The organism is Guyparkeria hydrothermalis, assembly GCF_023555385.1.
Taxonomy (GTDB): Bacteria; Pseudomonadota; Gammaproteobacteria; order Halothiobacillales; family Halothiobacillaceae; genus Guyparkeria; species Guyparkeria hydrothermalis_A.
Genome location: NZ_JAJSED010000001.1, coordinates 1686988 through 1705648 on the forward strand (window position 1 = coordinate 1686988; position 18661 = coordinate 1705648).

Genomic DNA, 18661 nt, shown 5'->3' on the forward strand with positions numbered 1-18661 from the left:
GGGTAACGGCCGGTACCGGCAAAGACGGACAAGAGTCGGTCAACCGGATCAACAATCTGGTCAAGGAAACGAGGCGCGAATCCTCTGGCGTCGGCAAACCCGATCCCTCAAGCACAGCCTCGCCAGCTGCTGGTCACGCCAGATCAACGAAGAACACCGAATGGGTTGAAAGATCACGAAGAGGATGCCTTGCTGATCGTCCAGCTCCGGTATCACTACTGATTTAACGGCTAAGTTAGGTATTTCTCAGTTCCGTGGCTGCGATCACTCTTGGAATGAGATTATCAAGGCGCGAAATGGATTGCTCCTTGAATTGATTGATAGGCTCCCACTTTGAACCCCCACTTTCCCCGGACTCCGCTGCTTCAATGCGCTTGTAAAACGCGAAGGACGTCTCATAGATTCCGTATATTTCATCAGCGATCTCTGCAGGAAAATAGAGTCTCGCGGGCATTGCGACCTTGACGTAAAAATCTTGGATCTCATCTTCGGTTGGATGAAGGTCGTAGTCTCCGAAGAGGTGCCTATAAAGAACGAGCCCCTCATAGATACGCTTTCGAGGCTCGTGAAGATTGACCCTGTTGCTCCACGCAGCCTGATCAACTGCTCTCTTAGCATAGAATGCGGAAGTAACTGATACCAGCAACGCCAGAATAGAGATGGCAATAATCTCAATTGAACCCATGTGATCACCTAACCCTTTTGTTCAGCGGCGCCCTTGTAGCGCAGCGAAAAGGGCATCCGGTGGAGGGCCGTCAGGCCCATAACGAACTGGAACTACTGATTATAACTTTCTTGGATGTCGAGAAATTCAGCGAAAGGAATCTCGCCTTCTTCGATAAGTCCCTCAGCCTCCATAGCCTTGAACCAACCATAAACAGCTTCTTTCTGCCGCCCCAACTGACTTTCCTTGACTGGGGCAACATGTGCGACCCAAAGCTCAATTTCTCTTTCAGTATGGACTCTTTTTTTTGAGAGAATTTGAGCTACAGACAAAATGCTTTTCGCTGTGCTCTCATCGATAACCGCTGACGGAACAGACCAGTGAGCGTTACCAAGACAGTCTGTGTAGAAGCCTATTTGTTTCAGACTATCCAGAATTTCTGGGTGATCTCCCTGAGGGCCAGCAATCTGGTCAAACTCTTCTAGTTTGCGAGCGCCCTTAATGGCCAATTCCGGCAGAATCCACGCAACATTCTTCTTTGTGTGTGAACGATACGATTTCCAGCCCGCTTTTAACGCTTTACCGTCTCGAGCAGTAGCCATCTCGCGTAAGATAGCAGACTTTCCGGACTCTTCTATCGCCAATATGGCTAGTGAAGCGGCGGAGGGATATCTCTGGGAGTCGAAGAGAATCTGTGCATCCTCAACCAGCCTGCGGGCATTTTCACTAGCAGCGTTCATGCCGTCAGCGATCTGTGAATAGCTCAGATGATTCTTGAACTGTTGCAGACAGTTGGCCATCGAACTCTATCCGTTGCTTATAACGATAAAACTAAGCGCGTGGCGTTTACGCCGTCCGCTTGAGTGTCTTGTTAACGATTTTTATCGCCTGTGTCTTTAAACAAACTGACTCGTTCCCTCTCGGCTTGAGCAAAAAAGAACCATGCAAAGTAACAAAGAGCCACAAGAAATAGACAGCCTTTATGCAGCGTTTGCGCAGTCTAAAGCCTTATGCGGCAGATACGCCGGATAACACCCCGGTCGCATCTGCCGACGGCTTGGGTGTGTGCCGGGACACCACACCTTCATGGTGCCGGCTTCAGTTCATTCAGGTCCCATAGCGGCTCGACGACGCTCCAAACGTTTTCGAGCAGTTGCTTCTGTCCCTCGGCATTCGGATGCAGACCGTCTTCAAGCATTAATTCGCGGTCACTGGCCGCCCCTTCGAGCAGGAATGGCAGGCCCGGCAGGTCGTTCGTCTCGGCGAGGCGCGCGTACATGGCGGCGAAGGGATCGGCGTAGGCCGGGCCGTAGTTGGTCGGCAGCATGATGCCCAGCAGCACCACCTTGGCACCACGGGCCTCGACGCGGTCGATCAGGGTCTGCAGGTTGGCCTGGATGACATTTAGCGGCAGGCCGCGCAGGCCATCGTTGGCGCCCAGCTCGAGCAGCACCCAGTCGTAGTCGCCGGTCTCGAGCACCTCGGGCAGGCGGGTGAGCCCGCCGGAGGTGGTCTCGCCGCTGGCCGAGGCGTTGGTCACCTCGAAACGCCCTGGCGCCTGCGCATCGAGCCGCTCGCGCAGCAACGCGACCCAGCCGTCCTCGGCCGGAAGCTTGTAGGCTGCCGAGAGCGAGTCACCGAACACCAGTACCTGAGTTGACGCGTGGGTCGGCGCGGGCGGGGTGTCGTCACCTATACTCGCGCCGACTCCGAAACACAGCAGCAATAGGGCGCCTTGAAAAATCGTCGCGAGCGAGCGAAGGACAAGGCGGGCGGAGCACAGCGACCGAGACATATCATGCAGATAGGCGAGGGAGCGAGCACCGCCCAACGCCGTCATTCGTGCGCGCAGCAGGTTTTTCGAGGTGCCCACCAGCCCGGCGATGCCGGCCGGCCATTGATATCCGAGCATTCCCCATGTCCTCATCGAAAACTCCCCGCGACGACAGCCAGCCGATCCTGACCGTCGAGGGCGTGACGCAGACCGTGCGCACGCCCGAACCGCTGACCATTGTGCACGAGGCCCACCTGCAAATCTGCCCCGGCGAGGCCGTGGCGCTGGTGGGACCGTCGGGGGCGGGCAAGTCGACACTGCTGGCCCTGATGGCCGGGCTGGACACGCCCAGCACCGGGCGGATCCGGCTGGCGGGCGAATCGCTGGAGAACCTGGACGAGGACGGCCGCGCCGCGGTACGTGCCGGCCGGGTGGGCTTCGTGTTCCAGTCCTTCCAGCTGATCGATGGGCTCAACGCGCTGGAGAACGTCGCCCTGCCGCTGGAACTGGCGGGCGAACGCCGCGCCGAGGCACGGGCTCGCGAGGCGCTGGTCGAGGTCGGCCTGGGCGAGCGGCTGGCCCACCTGCCCCGCCAGCTCTCCGGCGGCGAGCAGCAACGGGTGGCGCTGGCGCGCGCCTTCGTCATCGAACCGGACATCCTGTTCGCCGACGAGCCCACCGGGTCGCTGGACACTGCCACCGGCGAGCACGTCATCGACCTGCTGTTCCGTCTGCGCGAACGCCACCACACCACGCTAGTGCTGGTCACCCACGACCCGGCGCTGGCCGCCCGTTGCGACCGGGGCTTCGATATCAACGCCGGCCGGGTAAGCGACTGGCAGCCCGACCCCGACGCCCTGCGGGGTCAAACATGATGCCCCGCGCGATGCGCAACGCGCGGCTGGCCTGGCAGGGGCTGGTCCGCGAGGTGCAGAGCGGGCTGCTTACACCGATGCTGCTCGCCCTGCTGGTGGCCGTGTCGGCGGTGACGGCCGTCGGCTTCTTCGTCGACCGGGTCGACGGGGCGATGCGCGCCCAGGCCGCCCAGTTCCTTGCCGCCGATGCCCGGGTGGAATCCCCCGATCCGCTCGACGAGGGGGCTGAGGCGGCCGCTGACCTCGGGTTGACCACCAGCCGGCACGTCACCTTTCCCACCGTGGTGCTCGCCGGGCAGAACAGCCAGCTGGTCGGTTTGAAGGCGGTCGACGGCGACTATCCACTGCGTGGCGACCTGCGCATCGACGACGGCGAGACGGTGGCCACCGTCGAGCACGGGCCGCCACCGGGAGAGGTCTGGCTCGCCCGGCGCGCGCTGCTCTCGCTGGATGCGGCGATCGGCGACTCGATCGCGGTGGGACAGACGCAGCTGACTATCGCCGCGGTGCTCGAACGCGAGCCGGACGTGGGCAACATCTTCGCCCAGGCCGCCCCGCGACTGATGATCCACCGCGACGACCTGGCCGCCACCGGGCTGGTGACCGATACCAGCCGCGTCGAGCACTCCCTGCTGCTGGCAAGCGATGCGGGGGATCGCGATGCCCGCCTGGACGCGTTCGCCGAACGGCTGCCCGAGCGGCTGCGACTCGAACGCCCCGAGTCCAGTCAGCCGGCCTTCGAGACCGCCTTCGACCGCGCCGCGCGCTTTCTCGGCTTGGCCTCGGTGGTCGCCGTGCTGCTCGCCGGGGCCGCATTGGTGATCGCCGCGCGCCACTACAACCGCGTCCAGCAGGGCGCGGCGGCCCTGATGCGCGCAATGGGCGCCTCCTCGAGACAGATCGGGGGGATCTACCGCTGGCGCCTGCTGATGCTGGCGCTGCTGGCCGCCATCCCGGGCATTGCCATCGGGGCGATGACGCAGCTGCTGCTCGCCGATCTGATGGCACAGGTACTGGACGTCGACCTGCCAGCGCCCGGCCTGACCCCGGTGGCGCTGGGGCTGGCGGTCGCCCTGGTCGCCTTGTTCGGTTTCGCCCTGCCGAGCCTGGTGCAGCTCAAGCACACCCCGCCGCTGCGCGTGCTGGTCGAACACGTGGTCGCACCCAGCCCGGCGGCCACCCTGCTGTTCGGCGCCGGCATTGCGGCGATCACGCTGCTGGTCTGGTTCCAGGCCCGCGACGCGGCACTGACCCTGTGGGTGACCGTCGGGCTGGGGACGAGCCTGCTGGTCTTCCTCGCCGCGGCCTGGCTTCTGGTCACGTTGCTGCGCCGCTGGCCGGCCCGCGGCGTGGCCCGTTTCGGGCTGGCGCGCATGGCCCGCGCCCGTTGGGCCTCGGCCACGCAGATCGCCGCGCTGGCACTGGGCGTGACCGCCGTGCTGCTGCTCTCCGTGGTCCGTTCGGACCTGATCGACGCCTGGGAGCGCCAGATCCCAGCCGATGCGCCCAGTATCTTCGCGATCAACATCCAGCCGGAACAGGTCGACGGCATGCGCGCCTTCCTCGATCGCGCCGGGATCGAGAACGCGGGCTTCTATCCGATGGTGCGCGCCCGCTGGACCGAGATGGGCGAGGAGCCAGTGGACAAGGCGCAATACGAGGGCCGCGCCCACCGGCTGGCCACGCGCGAATTCAACCTCTCCGTGGGAACGGAGGCCGCCGCCCACAACCGCGTCACTGCCGGCGATCTGGAGGCGGAAGGCTTCTCGGTGGAGGAAGGCATTGCCGAGACGCTCGGCTGGTCGCTGGGCGATCGGCTGACCTTCACCGTCGACGGCCGCGAGCTCAGCGGCGCGATCACCTCGCTCCGCGCGGTCGACTGGGATTCGATGCGGCCGAATTTCTTCGTCATCGCCAGCCCCGCGCTGATGGACGGGGTGGCCGCGCAGTACATCACCAGTTTCCACTTCCCCGACGGGGCGCCAGAGACGCAGGTGGCCCTGCTGCGCGAATTCCCGACGGTGACCTTGTTCGATGTCTCGCGGATTCTCGACGAGGTACGCACGCTGATCGACCGAGCCAGCCAGGCGGTCGAGTACGTCTTCGCCTTCACGCTGGCCGCGGGGCTGGTGGTGTTGCTGGCCGCCTTCGGCGCGAGCGAGCGCCAGCGCATCCACGACGCCGCCGTGCTGCGGGTCATGGGCGCGAGTCGCGCCAAGGTGGTCGCCGCCCTGTGGATCGAATTCCTCGCCCTGGGACTGCTGGTGGGACTTCTGGCGGCCGTCGCCGCCATGGCCGTCGGTGCGACGCTCTCGGCGCGGGTGTTCGACCTGCCGCTGGCGCTCAACCCGTCGCTGCTGCTCTGGGGACTGGGCACTGGCCTGCTACTCGCGACCATAGTCACGCCACTGCTGGGACGGCGCATGACGCGGGTGCCGCCGGCACGGGCGCTGCAGCGCTGAGGTCCGCGCACCCTCAGGCAAACAGCGCGTCGATCTCCTCCCAGAGTGCACGATACGCCTGGTTGGCCGGATGGCGCGGCTCGCGGTAGACGCTCGGCTGCTGGTCCTCGCCCATGCGCTCGACCACCGAGGCGTAGGGGATTTCGGTCTCCAGCAGCTCGGGGATGTCGTGGCGATGGCGCTCACGGAATTCACGGTGCATGCGCCGACGTCGATCGACCAGCGCCAGATAGGTGCGCAAGTGTTCCGGATGAATCTTGCGCTCGTCGAGGTGCTGCTTGAGCTGGTACCAGGTGCGCTCGGAGAGGTGCGTCGGCACCATCGGCACCAGCACCATGTCGGCGGCACGCAGGACGTTGTCCGCCAGCAGGGACAGGCCCGGCGGCGCATCGATCCAGATCTCCTCGAATTGATCGGTCAGCGGGTCCAGGAGCTTGGCCAGCCGGTAGCCGGCATCCTTCTTGTCGGCCAGATGATGCTCGATCGCCTGCTGGCCGGGCAACGCCGGCAGCACCCAGAGGTGGTTGTGAATGGTGGGCCTGACCGCCTTGGCGATACCCTTTGGCTTGAGTAGCTTCTTGACCGGCCGCTCGGCAGAGGGCTCGGCCTGCAGGTACCACGAGGCGGCACGTTGCGGGTCGAGATCCCACACCAGCACTCGCCGCCCGGCGGCCGCCGACAGCGCGGCAAGATTGACCGTCGAGGCGGTCTTGCCCACCCCGCCCTTGACCGAATACAGCGCGACCGTCTGGGCCATGCGACTCCCTGCTCCTGCCTCTGGTTAGCCTGCCCGCGAGCATAGCACCGGGTCAGGCCGAATCCTGTTACAGGCGGCGGGCAATCGCCTCAGTGCTCGCCCAGCTCCTTGAGCTTGCGGGTGACGGTATTGCGGCCCCAGCCGATCAGGGCGGCGGCCTTCTGCTTGTGGCCGCCGGTGTAGGCAAGTGCTGCCTGCAGCAGGGTGCGTTCGAAGGCGGGGCCGGCGGTGGCCAGCAGATCCTCGTCGCCGGCCTTCAGGCGCGCTTCGGCCCAGCGCGACAGGTCGCTGGTCCAGCGCGACAGCAATTGGTCGTCGCCCTCGCCGCCGGTCTCGCCGGCCCCGCCCTGGCGTACCGTGTCGGGCAGGTCGTCCAGGCCGATCTCGTTGCCCGGCGCCATCACCGTTAGCCAGCGGGCGATGTTCTCCAGTTCGCGGACGTTGCCCGGCCAGGGGTACTCGCACAGGCGGGCCTCGGCCGCGCGGGTGAGGGCCTTGACCGGCACACCCAGCTCTTCGGCGGCCCGGGCGAGGAAGAAGCGCATCAGCTGCGGAATGTCCTCGACCCGCTCGCGCAGGGAAGGCAGCTTCAGGCGGATAACGTTCAGGCGGTGATAGAGGTCCTCGCGGAAACGCCCTTCCTTGACCAGGTCCTCGAGGCGCTGGTGGGTCGCGGCGATCACGCGCACGTCGCTCTGGATCAGCGAGGTGCCTCCGACCCGATAGAAATGGCCGTCGGAGAGCACCCGCAGCAGGCGGGTCTGCAGCTCTAGCGGCATATCGCCGATCTCGTCGAGGAACAGCGTGCCGCCCTGGGCCTGCTCGAAGCGCCCCCGCCGCTGCGTGGCCGCGCCGGTGAACGCGCCCTTCTCGTGGCCGAACAGCTCCGATTCCAGCAGATCCTTGGGGATGGCCGCCGTGTTGAGCGCGACGAACGGCCCATCACGACGCTGGCTGTGACGGTGCAGGGCCCGGGCCACCAGTTCCTTGCCGGTGCCGGACTCGCCGTTGATCAGCACGGTGACCGACGAACGTGCCAGCCGGCCGATGGCGCGGAAGATCTCCTGCATGGCCGGCGCGTTGCCGATCAGCTCCGAGCCCGATTCAGCCTCCTCGGGCACGGCGGCCTGCTGCGCCCGCTCCCGCGAGGCATCATAGGCCCGCTCGGCCAACCGCACCGCCTCGTCGATGTCGAACGGCTTGGCCAGGTAATCAAAGGCGCCCTTCTCGAACGCCCCGACCGCGCTCTCGAGGTCCGAGTGGGCCGTCATGATCACCACCGGGATCTCCGGATGCTCGACGGCCAGCCGGGTGAGGAAGCTCAGGCCGTCCTCGCCCGGCATGCGGATGTCGGAGAAGATCACGTCGGGCGCTTCGCCCCGGTCGAGACGCGACTGCGCGCCGGCCACCTCGTCGAAGGATTCGACGTCGAAGTCGGTGGTGGCCAGGGCGCGCTCCAGCACCCAGCGGATGGCCTGGTCGTCATCAATCACCCACAGGCGGGGCGCGGTCGGCTTGTCGGCAACGGCTTGCATGGCAGGTCTACTCGTTCGAAGAATCGGATGACACCGAACCCGGCGAATCATCATCGGGGTGGATCGGCAGAATCAGGGAAAAACGCGTGAGCCGGCGCTTGGGCACGAACTCGATCATGCCCTGGTGGCGTTCGGCGATGGTCTGGGCCAGCGACAAGCCAAGACCGCTGCCGCCCGCCCGGCCGCTGACCATCGGCAGGAACAGGGTCTCGACTAGCTCGTCGGGCACACCCGGCCCGTTGTCCTCGACATCGATGCGCACCGCCAGGCGGTGACGCTTGCCGTGGATGGTGAACTGGCGCAGCACGCGGGTGCGGAATGTCAGGCGGGGGTTGGGGGTCTCGCCCTCGCGCATCGCCTGGACCGCATTGCGGGCGAGGTTGAGCAGCACCTGGACCAGCTGGTCGCGGTCGGCCCATACGTCGGGCAGGCTGGGGTCGTAGTCGAGCTTCCAGTCGAGCGGTCGGTCACCCGCCTCGATGCGCAGCAGTTGTCGCACCTGCTCAAGCGGCTCGTGGACGTTGACCCATTCGAAATTGGGCCGGTCGATCGGCCCCAGCATGCGATCGATCAGTCCGCGCAGGCGGTCGGTCTCCTGCAGGATGATGCGGGTGTACTCGGTCAGGCGCTCATCGGGCAGCTCACGTTCGAGCAACTGGGCGGCGCCCCGTACGCCCCCGAGCGGGTTCTTCAGCTCGTGGGCCAGCCCGCGCATCATCTGGCGGGTGGTCATCTGCAGGGAATTGATGCGCGCATCGCGCGAGATGCGCAGGTGACGTTCGATGTCGTTGAGCTCGAGCATCACCCGGGCACGGGGGTAGTCAGGCCGCGGCGTGATGGCGCAGTCGGCGATCCGGACCAGCTCGTGCGCGAGCACCAGCTCCACTTCGCGCAACGTCATCACCTGGCTGGTGGACAGCGCCTCACGGATCGTGTCGACCAGCAGGGGATTGGCCTCGAAGACCGCGTCGAACCCAGACTTCAGCGCCGCGGTATAACTGGTGCCGAGGAACTGCTCCGCCGCCGAATTGAGATAGATCGGCCGGTTGCGCTCGTCGAGCACCACGATCGCGGTGTTGAGTGTGTCGGCAAGGCGGGGCTCGGTTCTCGGGTTCATGCACTGCTCCACCGGGCTCGGGCGGCCGGCAGGACGCTCCTGCCGGGCGGGTGGCTATTTTGGTGCAATTAGCGTGCCCGGCCGGACGACACGGCACGGAAACGGAGAAAACGCGCCGGGACGGGGCTGGACAAGCGCCGAGGCGGGGCAACGACTCAGACGAACGCGCTAAACGCACCCACTTAGTGCATGAAGATAGCCCAACGCTCCGTTATTGTGCAGACGTGACCAACGAGAACGTCACCGCTGCGCTCTCACGGAGCACCTCGCCGTCGCGGCGGATCTGGGCGATCAGCTGGTGGCGCCCCGAGGCAAGACCGTTGATCAGGTGACGCCGACCGCTGGAGTCCTGGATACGCGGCTGGCCATCGACCAGGATGAACACCCGGTCGTCCCGCTGCAGCGCGGGCTCGATGGCAAGCGCGATCGTGATGCTGTTGTGAGGGCGACTGGCCACCTCGCCGTCGACGGGCTCGACGATCTCGAAGCGCTGGTAGGCCGTCGGCTCGGGCGCAGGCTGGTTGGGGGCACCGGCATCCGGGGTCGAAGGAGCCGCCCCGGTCGACGGGGTCGTCTCGGGGGCCGTCTGCTCCGGCGCGTCGGCCGGCGACGATTCGGGCAGCTCGACCGGCTCCATCGGAATGACGGGCGCCGATTCGACTTCGTGCACCTTGGCGCCGGCCACCGGCTCGTCGGTGAATACCGTCTCGCCGGCACTGTTGGTGTACTGGTAGACCTTGGCGGCCGAGCCCGGCAGGGCCACGCCGATCAGCGCGACCAGGCCCAGCGGCAAAGCCAGCAGGCGGGGGTTCCATCCGGTGACGTCGGGCATGATTCCCTCCCTCGACGAGTAAGACGGGCTCAGTCGCCGGGCGGCGTGATCAGGCCCCGGAGTTGATCGAGGCGCGACTCGAGCGAATTGGCATCCGGCGCGGTGACGGTCACGTGACCGAGCTTCCGCCCCGCTCGCGGCGTCTTGCCGTAATCGTGCCAGCTGGTACCCGGCACGGCCAGCACGGCCTCCGGGTCCGGTAGGCGCCCGACCAGGTTAAGCATGGCGACTTCGCCCAGCGGGTCGGTATCGCCCAGCGGCCAGCCCAGCAGGGCACGGACATGATTCTCGAACTGCGAGGTGCAGGCCCCGCCGAGACTCCAATGCCCACTGTTGTGCACGCGCGGCGCCATTTCGTTGATCACCAGCCGTCCGTCGACGACGAAGAACTCGATCGTCAGCACGCCGACGTAGTCGAGCTTCTCCATTACCCGCTTCGCCGCACGCTCGGCTTCGGCCTGCAGCGGATCGCCCCGGTGGGCGGTGGTCTGCCAGAGAATGCCGTGATGGTGGACGTTGGTTACCAGCGGGTAGACGCGTTGCTCGCCACTGCGGCTGCGCAGGGCGACGATCGAGACCTCGCGCTCGAAGTGCTGCATCTTCTCCAGCACCGCCGGCACGCCGCCGAGCGCCTCCCAGGCCGAGGCCGCCTCGCCGGGGTTGCCCGGCCCGCCCTCGTGGGCGGCATGGGCAGGATCGGCCAACCGTACCTGGCCCTTGCCGTCGTAACCGAAGCGACGCGTCTTGAGGATTGATGCACCGCCGAGATGCGCCACGCCCTGAACGATGTCGCGCACCGAGTCGACCTGCACCCAGGGGGCGACCGTCAGACCGAGGCCCTCGAAGAACTGCTTCTCCTCCAGTCGGTCCTGGGCGACGGCCAGCGCCGCAGGGCTGGGCATCAGGCAGTTGCGCGCAGCGACCCGTTCGGCGGATGCCTGCGGAATATTCTCGAACTCCAGGGTGACCAGATCACACTCGACCGCCAGGCGCTCGAGCGCCTCGGTATCGTCGAACTCGGCCTGAATGTGTCGGCCCACCGAGGCGGCCGGCGGCTCGAAGGCCGGATCGAGAAAGGTGAAGCGATGACCCATGGCCACGCCGGCCAGCCCCAGCATCTGCCCCAGCTGGCCGCCGCCGATCACGCCGATATGAAGCCCCGCCGGCTCGCCGGTACGACCCTCGACGCGCGGCACCTCGCACTGACCCTCTGCGTCACCCATCGGCTCAGGCCTCGCCCGGTTCGGGCTTGTCGAGTACCGCCTCGGTCTGGCGCTCGCGCCAGTCATCGAGGCGCCCGGCCAGCCCTTCATCGTGGGTGGCGAGCGTCGCGGCGGCCAGCAGCGCGGCATTGATCGCCCCGGAACGGCCGATCGCGAGCGTGCCCACCGGCACGCCGGCCGGCATCTGCACGATCGACAGCAACGAATCCATGCCAGAGAGCGCCTTGGACTGGACCGGCACGCCGAACACCGGCAGACGGGTCTTGGCAGCGACCATGCCCGGCAGGTGGGCCGCACCGCCGGCCCCGGCAATAATGATCTTCAGGCCCCGGCCGACGGCCGACTCGGCGTAATCGAACAGCTTGTCGGGCGTACGGTGCGCCGAGACCACTTCCTTCTCGTAAGGGATCTCGAGAGCCTCGAGTGTCTCGCAGGCGTGGCTCATGGTTTCCCAGTCCGACTGGGAGCCCATGATCACGCCAACCAGCGGCTGGGCACTCATACGCCGGTCACCATGGCCGGCAGGACGTCCTGAAGCTGCGGGTGCGTGTTCGCCACACCCACCGCGGCGATGTACAGGAACACCAGAATCGCGAGGATCCAGGCACTGGCGCGCACGCCGCGGGTCTTGCCGAAGCGCATCGCGAACAGGCCCAACCCGATGTAGACGATCAGGCCGACGATCTTGACGGTGAGGAACTGCGGGTGGACACCGTTACTCCAGAAGAGCAGCCAGGCAGCAACCAGCGCGCTGACCAAGAGGACGGTATCGACGACGTGCGGCGTGATCTTCACCCACTTCTTCTTCAGCATTGACGAGCCGGCGAGCATCCAGCCGCCGCGCACGATAAAGCCGAGCAGCGACAGCACCGCCGCCAGGGCGTGCAGGTGAATCCAGAACGAGGCTTGAGCCATGGGCAATCTTCCCGATTGATATGTCCGTGAAAGCCGCGAAACGCGGAAAGGGAGAAGCATAAATCATCGGCGCTCACCCCCCAAGGTCGCTACACTGGGCTCCTCCTTGGGGCGCTTTCTCGCCAAGGTGATCGACACGAGGTGAAGCCATGCAGCTACCCAACCACCTGGTCTCCCTGCCATTGGCAACCATCGGCTGGCTGATCGCACTGGGCAGCGTCGCCTGGGCGGTACGCGCCGCGCCGTGGTCCGCCCTGCGCGCCGAGCCGGCCCGCCTCAACCTGGTGGGACTGGCCGCGCTGTTCCTGCTGGGCATGTGGTCGCTCAAGGCCACGCTGATGCCGGGACTGACGCTGCATTTCCTCGGCGCGGCCACCGTTACGCTGGTGATCGGTCTGGAGCTGACCCTGATCGCCGGGCTAGCCGCCGCGATCGTGCTGCCCCTGGCCTTCGGCGGCGGCATGGCGATCACCGGCTGGCACTTCGTCCTCAGCGCGCTGCTACCGGCACTGATCACCTATGCCATAACACGGGCGTCGCAGCGCTGGATGCCGCCGAACTTCTTCATCTACCTGTTCATCGGCGTGTTCCTCTCGGCCGTACTGGGCGTGATCGTCCACGGGTTCGGCACCGCGCTGCTGGTGATGGCGATGGGGCTCTACGACGCCGACATCATCTGGAACAACTACCTGCGCATCCTGCCGCTACTGGCGTTCCCGGAGGGTGTGATCAACGGCATGATCATGACCGCGCTGGCGCTGGTGATCCCGCAATGGGTCATCTCCTTCGACGACCACCACTACATCGACGGCCGCTAAGGCATGCGCGGCGATTATGCAGGCCCGTCGCGGTGTTGCGCCCTGCCGTCGCAACTTGCAACATGCAACTCGCGGCTCGATCATCAGTCGAAGCCCTGGTAAGTAAGCGTCTGTTTATGAAGGGGCTTGCTACCCGTTTCGGATGGCATGGATCCTGCTAATCCCTTCACTAGCCGAGCAGGAGTGAGCTCGGGTAATTCAACGACACGAGATATCAGGAGTTCCCCATGAAAAAACTGACCGCGATTGCTCTCGCTTCGGGTCTGGCCGTCGCCTCCTCGCAGGCCATGGCTGCCGACGCCGCTGCCGGCAAGAAGCTCTACGAACAGAGCTGCGCTTCCTGCCACGGCATGAAGGCTGAAGGCCAGGGCATGTTCCCGAAGCTGGCCGGCAAGAGCGCCGAGCACATCACCACCGCGCTGACCCACTACAAGAACGGCGACCAAGCCGCTCTGAAGGAAATGGGCGGCAACCTGGGTGGCTCCAACTACTCCATCATGGCGCCGAATGCCGCCGGCCTGTCCGAGAGCGACATGGAGAACCTGGGCGCCTACATCAGCAGCCTCTGATCGCCTAGCCGATACGGCACCGCAGGAAAAAGCCCGGACCGACTGGTCCGGGCTTTTTTGTGTCCAGCATATGCCTGAGCGAGCGAACTCATCGGCCACGCAGCCGGTCGAGACGCAGGCGGTCACGGGCATCGAACAACCGGCGGGCACCCAACTGCACCGCCACCAGCGAGCCGAACCCCGTCGCCGCGGCAATCAGAAACATGATCAGGATCTGGTACTTCACCGCCTCGATCGGTGGCGAGCCGGCGAGGATCTGACCGGTCATCATGCCGGGCAGACTGATCACCCCGGCCGCGGCAAGCATGTTGAGCGTCGGGATCAGCCCGGCACGCATCGAGTCCGAACGCAGTTCGGCAGTCGCGTCGCGCACCGAATGGCCCAGCACCAGCCGCGCCTCGATCTCGCGGCGGCTCTGCCAGGCCGTCTGGGTGAGGTTGTTCAGCGCCAGACCAATCCCGGTCATGGTGTTGCCGAGGATCATCCCCAGCAGCGGGATGGCGTACTGCGGCGTGTACCAGGGGTCGGTCTCGATCATCAAGGTCAGCGCCAGCACGGTCACGATCAGCGCCGTGGCACTCATCGCCGCCAGACCGATGCCGTAACCGTGCCAGCCGCGGATGGCGCGCTTCTGCCGCGCGACCACCTCGTGGCCGGCCAGCCCCATCATCACCACCGCGATCAGCGCGATCCACGGCAGCGTGGCGGCATCGAACACCGCCTCGAGAATCACGCCCACCAGCAGCAGCTGCAGCACCATGCGCACGCTGTTGAATGCGAGGGTGCGGAACAGGCCAAGGCCCAGGAGCACCTGCACCACGCCCAACGCCAGGACCAGCCCAGCCGCCAGCGCGAGATCGAAGGGGGTCAGGCTATACAGATCCATGCAGCACCCCTCCCTCGGGTGTCATTTCCAGCCAGCGGCGCGCCTGGGAACGCACCTCCTCGGGGTTGTGGCTGATCCAGACGGCGACTGCCTCGTGCTCCCGCACGTAGTCGAGCAACAGCCCGGCCATCGCGGCGGCGTTGTCGCGGTCGAGGTTCGCCGTCGGCTCGTCGAGAAGCAGCACCCGCGGCTCCAGCACCAGGGCGCGCAACACGGCCAGGCGCTGGCGCTCGCCGGAGGAGAGCCGATCGACCGGCGACTCCCACAGCGCCGGACGCAGCCGCAGCCGTTCCCACCAGCTCTCCGACGGTCGGCGGACGAAATGCTCGGCCACCGTGTCCGCCCACCAGCCGGACTCCGCCGGCACCAGTACCACCTGCCGGCGCCAGTCGGTCGCCGGCAGGGTCTGCTGCTCGGTCCCGTCCAGCCGGATCTCGCCCTCGTGGGGCGACAGATCCGCCAGCGCACGCAGCATCTGGCTCTTGCCCACCCCAGATTCGCCCTGCACGGTCAGAACCTCGCCGGCCGCCAGCGCGAAGGAAACGGGCGGCACATTGCGCCCTTGCAGGCCCCTCACCTCGAACAACATGCAGCTCCCCAGCTAGAAAACGCCACCCGCCGATCCGCCGGGCTCATGCGGGCGTCTCGCCCGCCCCAAAACAAAACGCCGGCCCAGGGGCCGGCGTCGTTGCCTGATTCAGGCCACCTCGTGGTGGCCGGGGGCGCGATTACTCGCCGCCCTGTTCCAGCGTCGCGATGTACGCGGCCAGGCCTTCGATGTCGTAGTCGGACAGGTGCTTGGCCTGCGGGATCATCGCGTAGGAGTTCGGACCCATTTCCTGGCCCTTGCGGTAGATCTTCAGCAGGCTGGCGGCCTGGTCCATGCCCATGCCGGCCAGCTTCGGCGCGTTGAAGAGCTCGGCGCCCTCGCCCTTCTCGCCGTGGCAGATGGCGCAGTTGGAGAACAGTGCCTCGCCGTGCTTGACGGTGGACTCGTCCACGATGGTCGGCTCGGCCGGCTTCTTCTCGGCCTTGGCCTTGTCGCCACCGGCAGACTTGCCACCCTCGGCACCGCCACCGTTGCTGCCGCCGAACTTGTCGGCGATGTAGACGGACACGTTGGCGATGTCCTCGTCGGACAGGTTGGAGGCATTCGGTGCCATGGTGCCGTAGCGGTCACCCAGGCCGACCGACTTCAGGTATTCCTGGTCGCCGTCGCGGTAAGCGATCAGCTTCTTCTGAAGGTCGGCCGCATCCATGCCGGTCAGTGCCGGGAAGGCGCCGCCCTGGCCGTTGCCATCCGCACCGTGACAGGCCTGGCAGGAGGCGTAGACCTTCTCGCCGGCGCTGACGTCACCGTCAACGGCGCCACCGCCATTGCCGCCGTTGCCGCCGGCATCGGCCGAACCGCCGGCACCGCCACCGAAGGCGTCGCCGATGTAGGCAGCCAGGTCGGCAACGTCCTCGTCGGACAGGCCGGAAGCGTTCGGCGCCATGGTGCCGTAGCGGTCACCCAGACCAACCGACTTCAGGTACTCCTGGTCGCCGTCGCGGTAAGCGATCAGCTTCTTCTCGGTCTCGGCGGCGGACAGGCCGGTCAGCGCCGGGAAAGCACCGCCCTGACCCTTGCCGTCAGCACCGTGGCACGCTGCGCAGCTGGCGAACTTCTGCTCGCCAGCGGCAACGTCACCACCGGAGCCGCCCGCGGAACCACCCTCGTCAGCCGACCCGCCGGTCGACTCGGCCTTGGCCGTCTTGGTGGCTTCCTTGCTTTCCGGCTTCTCGACCACTGCGCCTTCAAGCGAGTTCTCGTCGACGGTGTTCATCAGCGCGTTGACCATGTAAAGCACGGCAACCAGCACGAGCAGCGCCGAGACGAAGCCGATCAGCTTCGACATCGGATCGACCTTGGGGGTATGTTGAGCCACGAGAGTCCTCCAGAATCTTTATCGTTTTAGCCAGCGCAACGGCGCGTAGTATATCGGCAAAAATCAGCATTTGACAGGATCGCGGCCTGCATGTCTTCCCCCGCCCCGAAAAAACCCCGCAAGCCCGGCAGGGCAAGCGGCACGAAGCGCACCAGAAAGGGGCCGGCAGGACTGGCATCGCCTGTCGCCGAGCTGTCGGGCGTTGGCCCGAAGGTCGCCGAAAAACTCGCGCGGCTGACCATCGAGACCATCGGGGATCTGCTCTGGCATCAGCCGCTGCGTTACGAGGACCGTGGCACAAAGCAGCCACTTTCGCCGCAACACATCGGCGAATCGGCCCTTTTCGAGGTGCAGATCAACGAGGTGCGTCCGCTGTTCCGAGGCAAGGCCCGTCTGGTCTGCCAGGCCGTTGGCGAAGGGCCACACGGCCCGACCCCGCTCACCATCTGGTTCTTTGGCCGCTTCGGGCCCACCCCGCAAGCCGGGCGGACCTATCTGTTGTTCGGCGAACTGCAGCAGGGCCCGAACGGGCTGGAAATGGCGCAACCGGAACTGGTCACCCCGAGCCAGATCGGCCATATCCGCCCGGTCTATCCGGCCACCGAGGGGGTCGCCCAACCCAAATTGCGCCAACTGGTGGAGGGCGCGCTCGAAATCGCCGTGCGCGAGCTTTCCGACCCGCTGCCCGCCGCCATCCGGGAGGCCCGTGGCTGGCCATCGCTGATGAAGGCATTACAACGCATCCATCTCCCCAAGCGCCGCGACGGCGTGCCGTCGCGCCTTGAGCCGGCCTTCCAGCGGCTGATCACCGAGGAACTGGCCACCCACATTCTCGCCCTGCGCCAGCGCCGTGCGGTCACCCGCCAGGTCGCCGCCCCGGCGATCCCGCCGCGCGAGCACCTGTTCGACGAACTGCTCGGCCATCTCGGCTTCACCCCCACCGGCGCACAACAGCGCGTGATCGGCGAGATCAAGGCGGATCTCGCCCAGGAACTGCCCATGCTGCGACTGGTGCAGGGCGACGTCGGATCGGGCAAGACGCTGGTGGCCGCGGCCGCCGCGCTGGACGTGATCGATGCCGGTTACCAGGTCGCGCTGATGGCTCCCACCGCCCTGCTCGCCGAGCAGCACGCGCGCAACTTCGCCCAGTGGTTCGAGCCGCTCGGGCTTTCCGTGCTGCTGCTCTCCGGCCAGCAGTCCGCGGCCCAGCGTCGCGAGGGGCTGGCACAGCTGGCCGATGGCCGCGCCCAGATCGTCATCGGCACCCATGCCCTGTTCCAGGAATCGGTCGACTTCCACCGACTCGGGCTGGTAATCGTCGACGAGCAGCACCGCTTCGGCGTCCACCAGCGTCTGGCGCTGACCGACAAGGGGGCGAGTCGGGACGGCGGCGCGCGCCGGCCGCACCAGCTGATCATGACCGCCACCCCCATCCCGCGCACGCTCGCCATGACGCAGTTCGCCGACCTCGACGTCTCGGTCATCGACGAGCTGCCGCCGGGTCGCACGCCGGTGACCACCGTGGTGGTGCGCGCCGACCGGCGCGGCGAGGTAATCGATCGCATCAGCCAGGTCTGCGCCGAGGGCCGACAGGCCTACTGGGTCTGCCCGCTGATCGAGGAAGGCCAGATCGAGGCGCAGGCGGCCGAATCCACCTTCGCCATGCTCGGCGAAGAGTTGCCGCACCTGTCGATTGGCATGGTGCACGGGCGGATGAATGCCGCCGAGAAGCAGCGCGAGATGGCCCGCTTCAAGGCCGGCGACTACCACCTGCTGGTGGCGACCACCGTGATCGAGGTGGGCGTGGACGTGCCCAATGCCTCGTTGATGATCATCGAGAACGCCGAGCGCATGGGTCTCGCGCAACTGCACCAGCTGCGCGGGCGCGTCGGGCGCGGCGCGACCGCCAGCCACTGCGTGCTGCTGTTCGACGAACCCTTGAGCGATCGCGCGCGGGCGCGACTGGGGCTGATGCGCGAGACCGAGGACGGCTTCCGCCTGGCCGAGGCGGACCTCGAACAGCGCGGCCCCGGCGAGGTGCTCGGTACCCGCCAGGCCGGCATCGCCAAGCTCAAGATCGCCGATCTGCAGGAGGACCAGGGCAAACTCGAGGAGGCAGGCCAGCTGGCCGACGAGCTGCTGGAACGGTTCCCCGAGTCGGTCAACCCCTTGATCGCCCGCTGGGTGGGCGCGGCGGGGCAGTACGGCCAGGTCTGATTACGGAATCACCCGCGGGTTAATGCCGCGGGGCAAACCCGCCGATCGCGCTGGTCACATGCGGCCAAGCGGGTATGATTTACCCAGCG

At 66.3% G+C, this 18661-nt stretch carries 18 protein-coding genes; 5 read left to right on the top strand and 13 right to left on the bottom strand.

The window, feature by feature from the left end; translation table 11 throughout:
- Positions 1–235: 235 nt before the first annotated feature.
- From LV476_RS07825 to LV476_RS07835, 3 genes are all read right to left on the bottom strand, one after another.
- Positions 236–685 carry a hypothetical protein gene (locus LV476_RS07825; protein ID WP_250075019.1) on the bottom strand — a complete coding sequence of 150 codons (450 nt, stop codon included), beginning with the start codon at positions 683–685 and terminating at the stop codon, positions 236–238.
- A 92-nt stretch (positions 686–777) separates the two neighbouring features.
- Positions 778–1464 carry an AbiV family abortive infection protein gene (locus LV476_RS07830; protein WP_250075022.1) on the bottom strand — a complete coding sequence of 229 codons (687 nt, stop codon included), beginning with the start codon at positions 1462–1464 and terminating at the stop codon, positions 778–780.
- A gap of 284 nt (positions 1465–1748) precedes the next feature.
- Entirely contained in the window at positions 1749–2576 is an 828-nt protein-coding gene (locus tag LV476_RS07835) for an arylesterase (RefSeq protein ID WP_250075024.1), read from the bottom strand.
- 5 nt (positions 2577–2581) lie between these two features.
- Here LV476_RS07835 and LV476_RS07840 point away from each other — a divergent pair, with 5 nt between their 5' ends.
- A complete protein-coding gene (locus LV476_RS07840) occupies positions 2582–3313 on the top strand; it encodes an ABC transporter ATP-binding protein (protein WP_250075027.1) in 732 nt (243 codons plus the stop codon).
- Complete coding sequence (locus tag LV476_RS07845) at positions 3310–5775, top strand: ABC transporter permease (RefSeq protein ID WP_250075028.1); 2466 nt, start codon at positions 3310–3312, stop codon at positions 5773–5775. Before LV476_RS07840 ends, LV476_RS07845 begins: the two co-directional genes overlap by 4 nt.
- Positions 5776–5788: 13 nt before the next feature.
- Here LV476_RS07845 and LV476_RS07850 read toward each other — a convergent pair whose 3' ends face one another.
- The 7 genes from LV476_RS07850 to LV476_RS07880 form a co-directional block, all read right to left on the bottom strand.
- Positions 5789–6532, bottom strand: coding sequence for a ParA family protein (locus LV476_RS07850; RefSeq protein WP_250075029.1), 744 nt, complete (start codon positions 6530–6532; stop codon positions 5789–5791).
- An 89-nt stretch (positions 6533–6621) separates the two neighbouring features.
- Positions 6622–8067 (bottom strand): nitrogen regulation protein NR(I), encoded by a 1446-nt coding sequence (gene ntrC, locus LV476_RS07855; protein WP_250075030.1) that lies wholly within the window; start codon positions 8065–8067, stop codon positions 6622–6624.
- A gap of 7 nt (positions 8068–8074) precedes the next feature.
- On the bottom strand, positions 8075–9184 hold the full coding sequence (gene glnL / locus LV476_RS07860; RefSeq protein ID WP_250075031.1) for a nitrogen regulation protein NR(II): 1110 nt from the start codon (positions 9182–9184) through the stop codon (positions 8075–8077).
- A gap of 211 nt (positions 9185–9395) precedes the next feature.
- The gene (locus LV476_RS07865; RefSeq protein WP_250075032.1) at positions 9396–10016 is read right to left on the bottom strand and encodes a hypothetical protein; all 621 of its coding nucleotides are present in this window, start codon (positions 10014–10016) and stop codon (positions 9396–9398) included.
- Positions 10017–10045: 29 nt separating this feature from the next.
- The gene (locus LV476_RS07870) at positions 10046–11239 is read right to left on the bottom strand and encodes a 5-(carboxyamino)imidazole ribonucleotide synthase (RefSeq protein WP_250075033.1); all 1194 of its coding nucleotides are present in this window, start codon (positions 11237–11239) and stop codon (positions 10046–10048) included.
- Between the two features lie 4 nt (positions 11240–11243).
- Entirely contained in the window at positions 11244–11741 is a 498-nt protein-coding gene (purE, locus tag LV476_RS07875; protein WP_250075034.1) for a 5-(carboxyamino)imidazole ribonucleotide mutase, read from the bottom strand.
- Positions 11738–12154, bottom strand: a complete 417-nt coding sequence (locus LV476_RS07880; protein ID WP_250075035.1) for a SirB2 family protein — start codon at positions 12152–12154, stop codon at positions 11738–11740. Before LV476_RS07880 ends, purE begins: the two co-directional genes overlap by 4 nt.
- A 149-nt stretch (positions 12155–12303) precedes the next feature.
- Here LV476_RS07880 and LV476_RS07885 point away from each other — a divergent pair, with 149 nt between their 5' ends.
- Positions 12304–12972, top strand: coding sequence for an energy-coupling factor ABC transporter permease (locus LV476_RS07885; protein ID WP_250075036.1), 669 nt, complete (start codon positions 12304–12306; stop codon positions 12970–12972).
- A gap of 227 nt (positions 12973–13199) precedes the next feature.
- A complete protein-coding gene (locus LV476_RS07890) occupies positions 13200–13541 on the top strand; it encodes a c-type cytochrome (RefSeq protein WP_250075037.1) in 342 nt (113 codons plus the stop codon).
- Between the two features lie 88 nt (positions 13542–13629).
- Here LV476_RS07890 and LV476_RS07895 read toward each other — a convergent pair whose 3' ends face one another.
- The 3 genes from LV476_RS07895 to LV476_RS07905 all read right to left on the bottom strand — a co-directional run bounded on the left by LV476_RS07895 (position 13630) and on the right by LV476_RS07905 (position 16355).
- On the bottom strand, positions 13630–14427 hold the full coding sequence (locus tag LV476_RS07895) for an ABC transporter permease (protein ID WP_250075038.1): 798 nt from the start codon (positions 14425–14427) through the stop codon (positions 13630–13632).
- The gene (locus LV476_RS07900) at positions 14414–15016 is read right to left on the bottom strand and encodes an ABC transporter ATP-binding protein (RefSeq protein ID WP_250075039.1); all 603 of its coding nucleotides are present in this window, start codon (positions 15014–15016) and stop codon (positions 14414–14416) included. Before LV476_RS07900 ends, LV476_RS07895 begins: the two co-directional genes overlap by 14 nt.
- Before the next feature lie 139 nt (positions 15017–15155).
- The gene (locus tag LV476_RS07905; RefSeq protein ID WP_250075040.1) at positions 15156–16355 is read right to left on the bottom strand and encodes a c-type cytochrome; all 1200 of its coding nucleotides are present in this window, start codon (positions 16353–16355) and stop codon (positions 15156–15158) included.
- 90 nt (positions 16356–16445) lie between these two features.
- On the opposite strand from LV476_RS07905, the gene recG reads away from it, so the two are divergent.
- Positions 16446–18572: an ATP-dependent DNA helicase RecG gene (gene recG / locus LV476_RS07910; RefSeq protein WP_250075041.1), complete on the top strand. Its 2127-nt coding sequence runs from the start codon at positions 16446–16448 to the stop codon at positions 18570–18572.
- The last annotated feature ends 89 nt before the right edge of the window (positions 18573–18661 follow it).

Excerpts from the sequence above, each read along its gene's own strand:
- LV476_RS07825 (WP_250075019.1), bottom strand. The coding sequence starts at position 685 with ATGGGTTCAATTGAGATTATTGCCATCTCTATTCTGGCGTTGCTGGTA.
- LV476_RS07830 (WP_250075022.1), bottom strand. The coding sequence starts at position 1,464 with ATGGCCAACTGTCTGCAACAGTTCAAGAATCATCTGAGCTATTCACAG.
- LV476_RS07835 (WP_250075024.1), bottom strand. The coding sequence starts at position 2,576 with ATGCTCGGATATCAATGGCCGGCCGGCATCGCCGGGCTGGTGGGCACC.
- LV476_RS07840 (WP_250075027.1), top strand. The coding sequence starts at position 2,582 with ATGTCCTCATCGAAAACTCCCCGCGACGACAGCCAGCCGATCCTGACC.
- LV476_RS07845 (WP_250075028.1), top strand. The coding sequence starts at position 3,310 with ATGATGCCCCGCGCGATGCGCAACGCGCGGCTGGCCTGGCAGGGGCTG.
- LV476_RS07850 (WP_250075029.1), bottom strand. The coding sequence starts at position 6,532 with ATGGCCCAGACGGTCGCGCTGTATTCGGTCAAGGGCGGGGTGGGCAAG.
- ntrC (WP_250075030.1), bottom strand. The coding sequence starts at position 8,067 with ATGCAAGCCGTTGCCGACAAGCCGACCGCGCCCCGCCTGTGGGTGATT.
- glnL (WP_250075031.1), bottom strand. The coding sequence starts at position 9,184 with ATGAACCCGAGAACCGAGCCCCGCCTTGCCGACACACTCAACACCGCG.
- LV476_RS07865 (WP_250075032.1), bottom strand. The coding sequence starts at position 10,016 with ATGCCCGACGTCACCGGATGGAACCCCCGCCTGCTGGCTTTGCCGCTG.
- LV476_RS07870 (WP_250075033.1), bottom strand. The coding sequence starts at position 11,239 with ATGGGTGACGCAGAGGGTCAGTGCGAGGTGCCGCGCGTCGAGGGTCGT.
- purE (WP_250075034.1), bottom strand. The coding sequence starts at position 11,741 with ATGAGTGCCCAGCCGCTGGTTGGCGTGATCATGGGCTCCCAGTCGGAC.
- LV476_RS07880 (WP_250075035.1), bottom strand. The coding sequence starts at position 12,154 with ATGGCTCAAGCCTCGTTCTGGATTCACCTGCACGCCCTGGCGGCGGTG.
- LV476_RS07885 (WP_250075036.1), top strand. The coding sequence starts at position 12,304 with ATGCAGCTACCCAACCACCTGGTCTCCCTGCCATTGGCAACCATCGGC.
- LV476_RS07890 (WP_250075037.1), top strand. The coding sequence starts at position 13,200 with ATGAAAAAACTGACCGCGATTGCTCTCGCTTCGGGTCTGGCCGTCGCC.
- LV476_RS07895 (WP_250075038.1), bottom strand. The coding sequence starts at position 14,427 with ATGGATCTGTATAGCCTGACCCCCTTCGATCTCGCGCTGGCGGCTGGG.
- LV476_RS07900 (WP_250075039.1), bottom strand. The coding sequence starts at position 15,016 with ATGTTGTTCGAGGTGAGGGGCCTGCAAGGGCGCAATGTGCCGCCCGTT.
- recG (WP_250075041.1), top strand. The coding sequence starts at position 16,446 with ATGTCTTCCCCCGCCCCGAAAAAACCCCGCAAGCCCGGCAGGGCAAGC.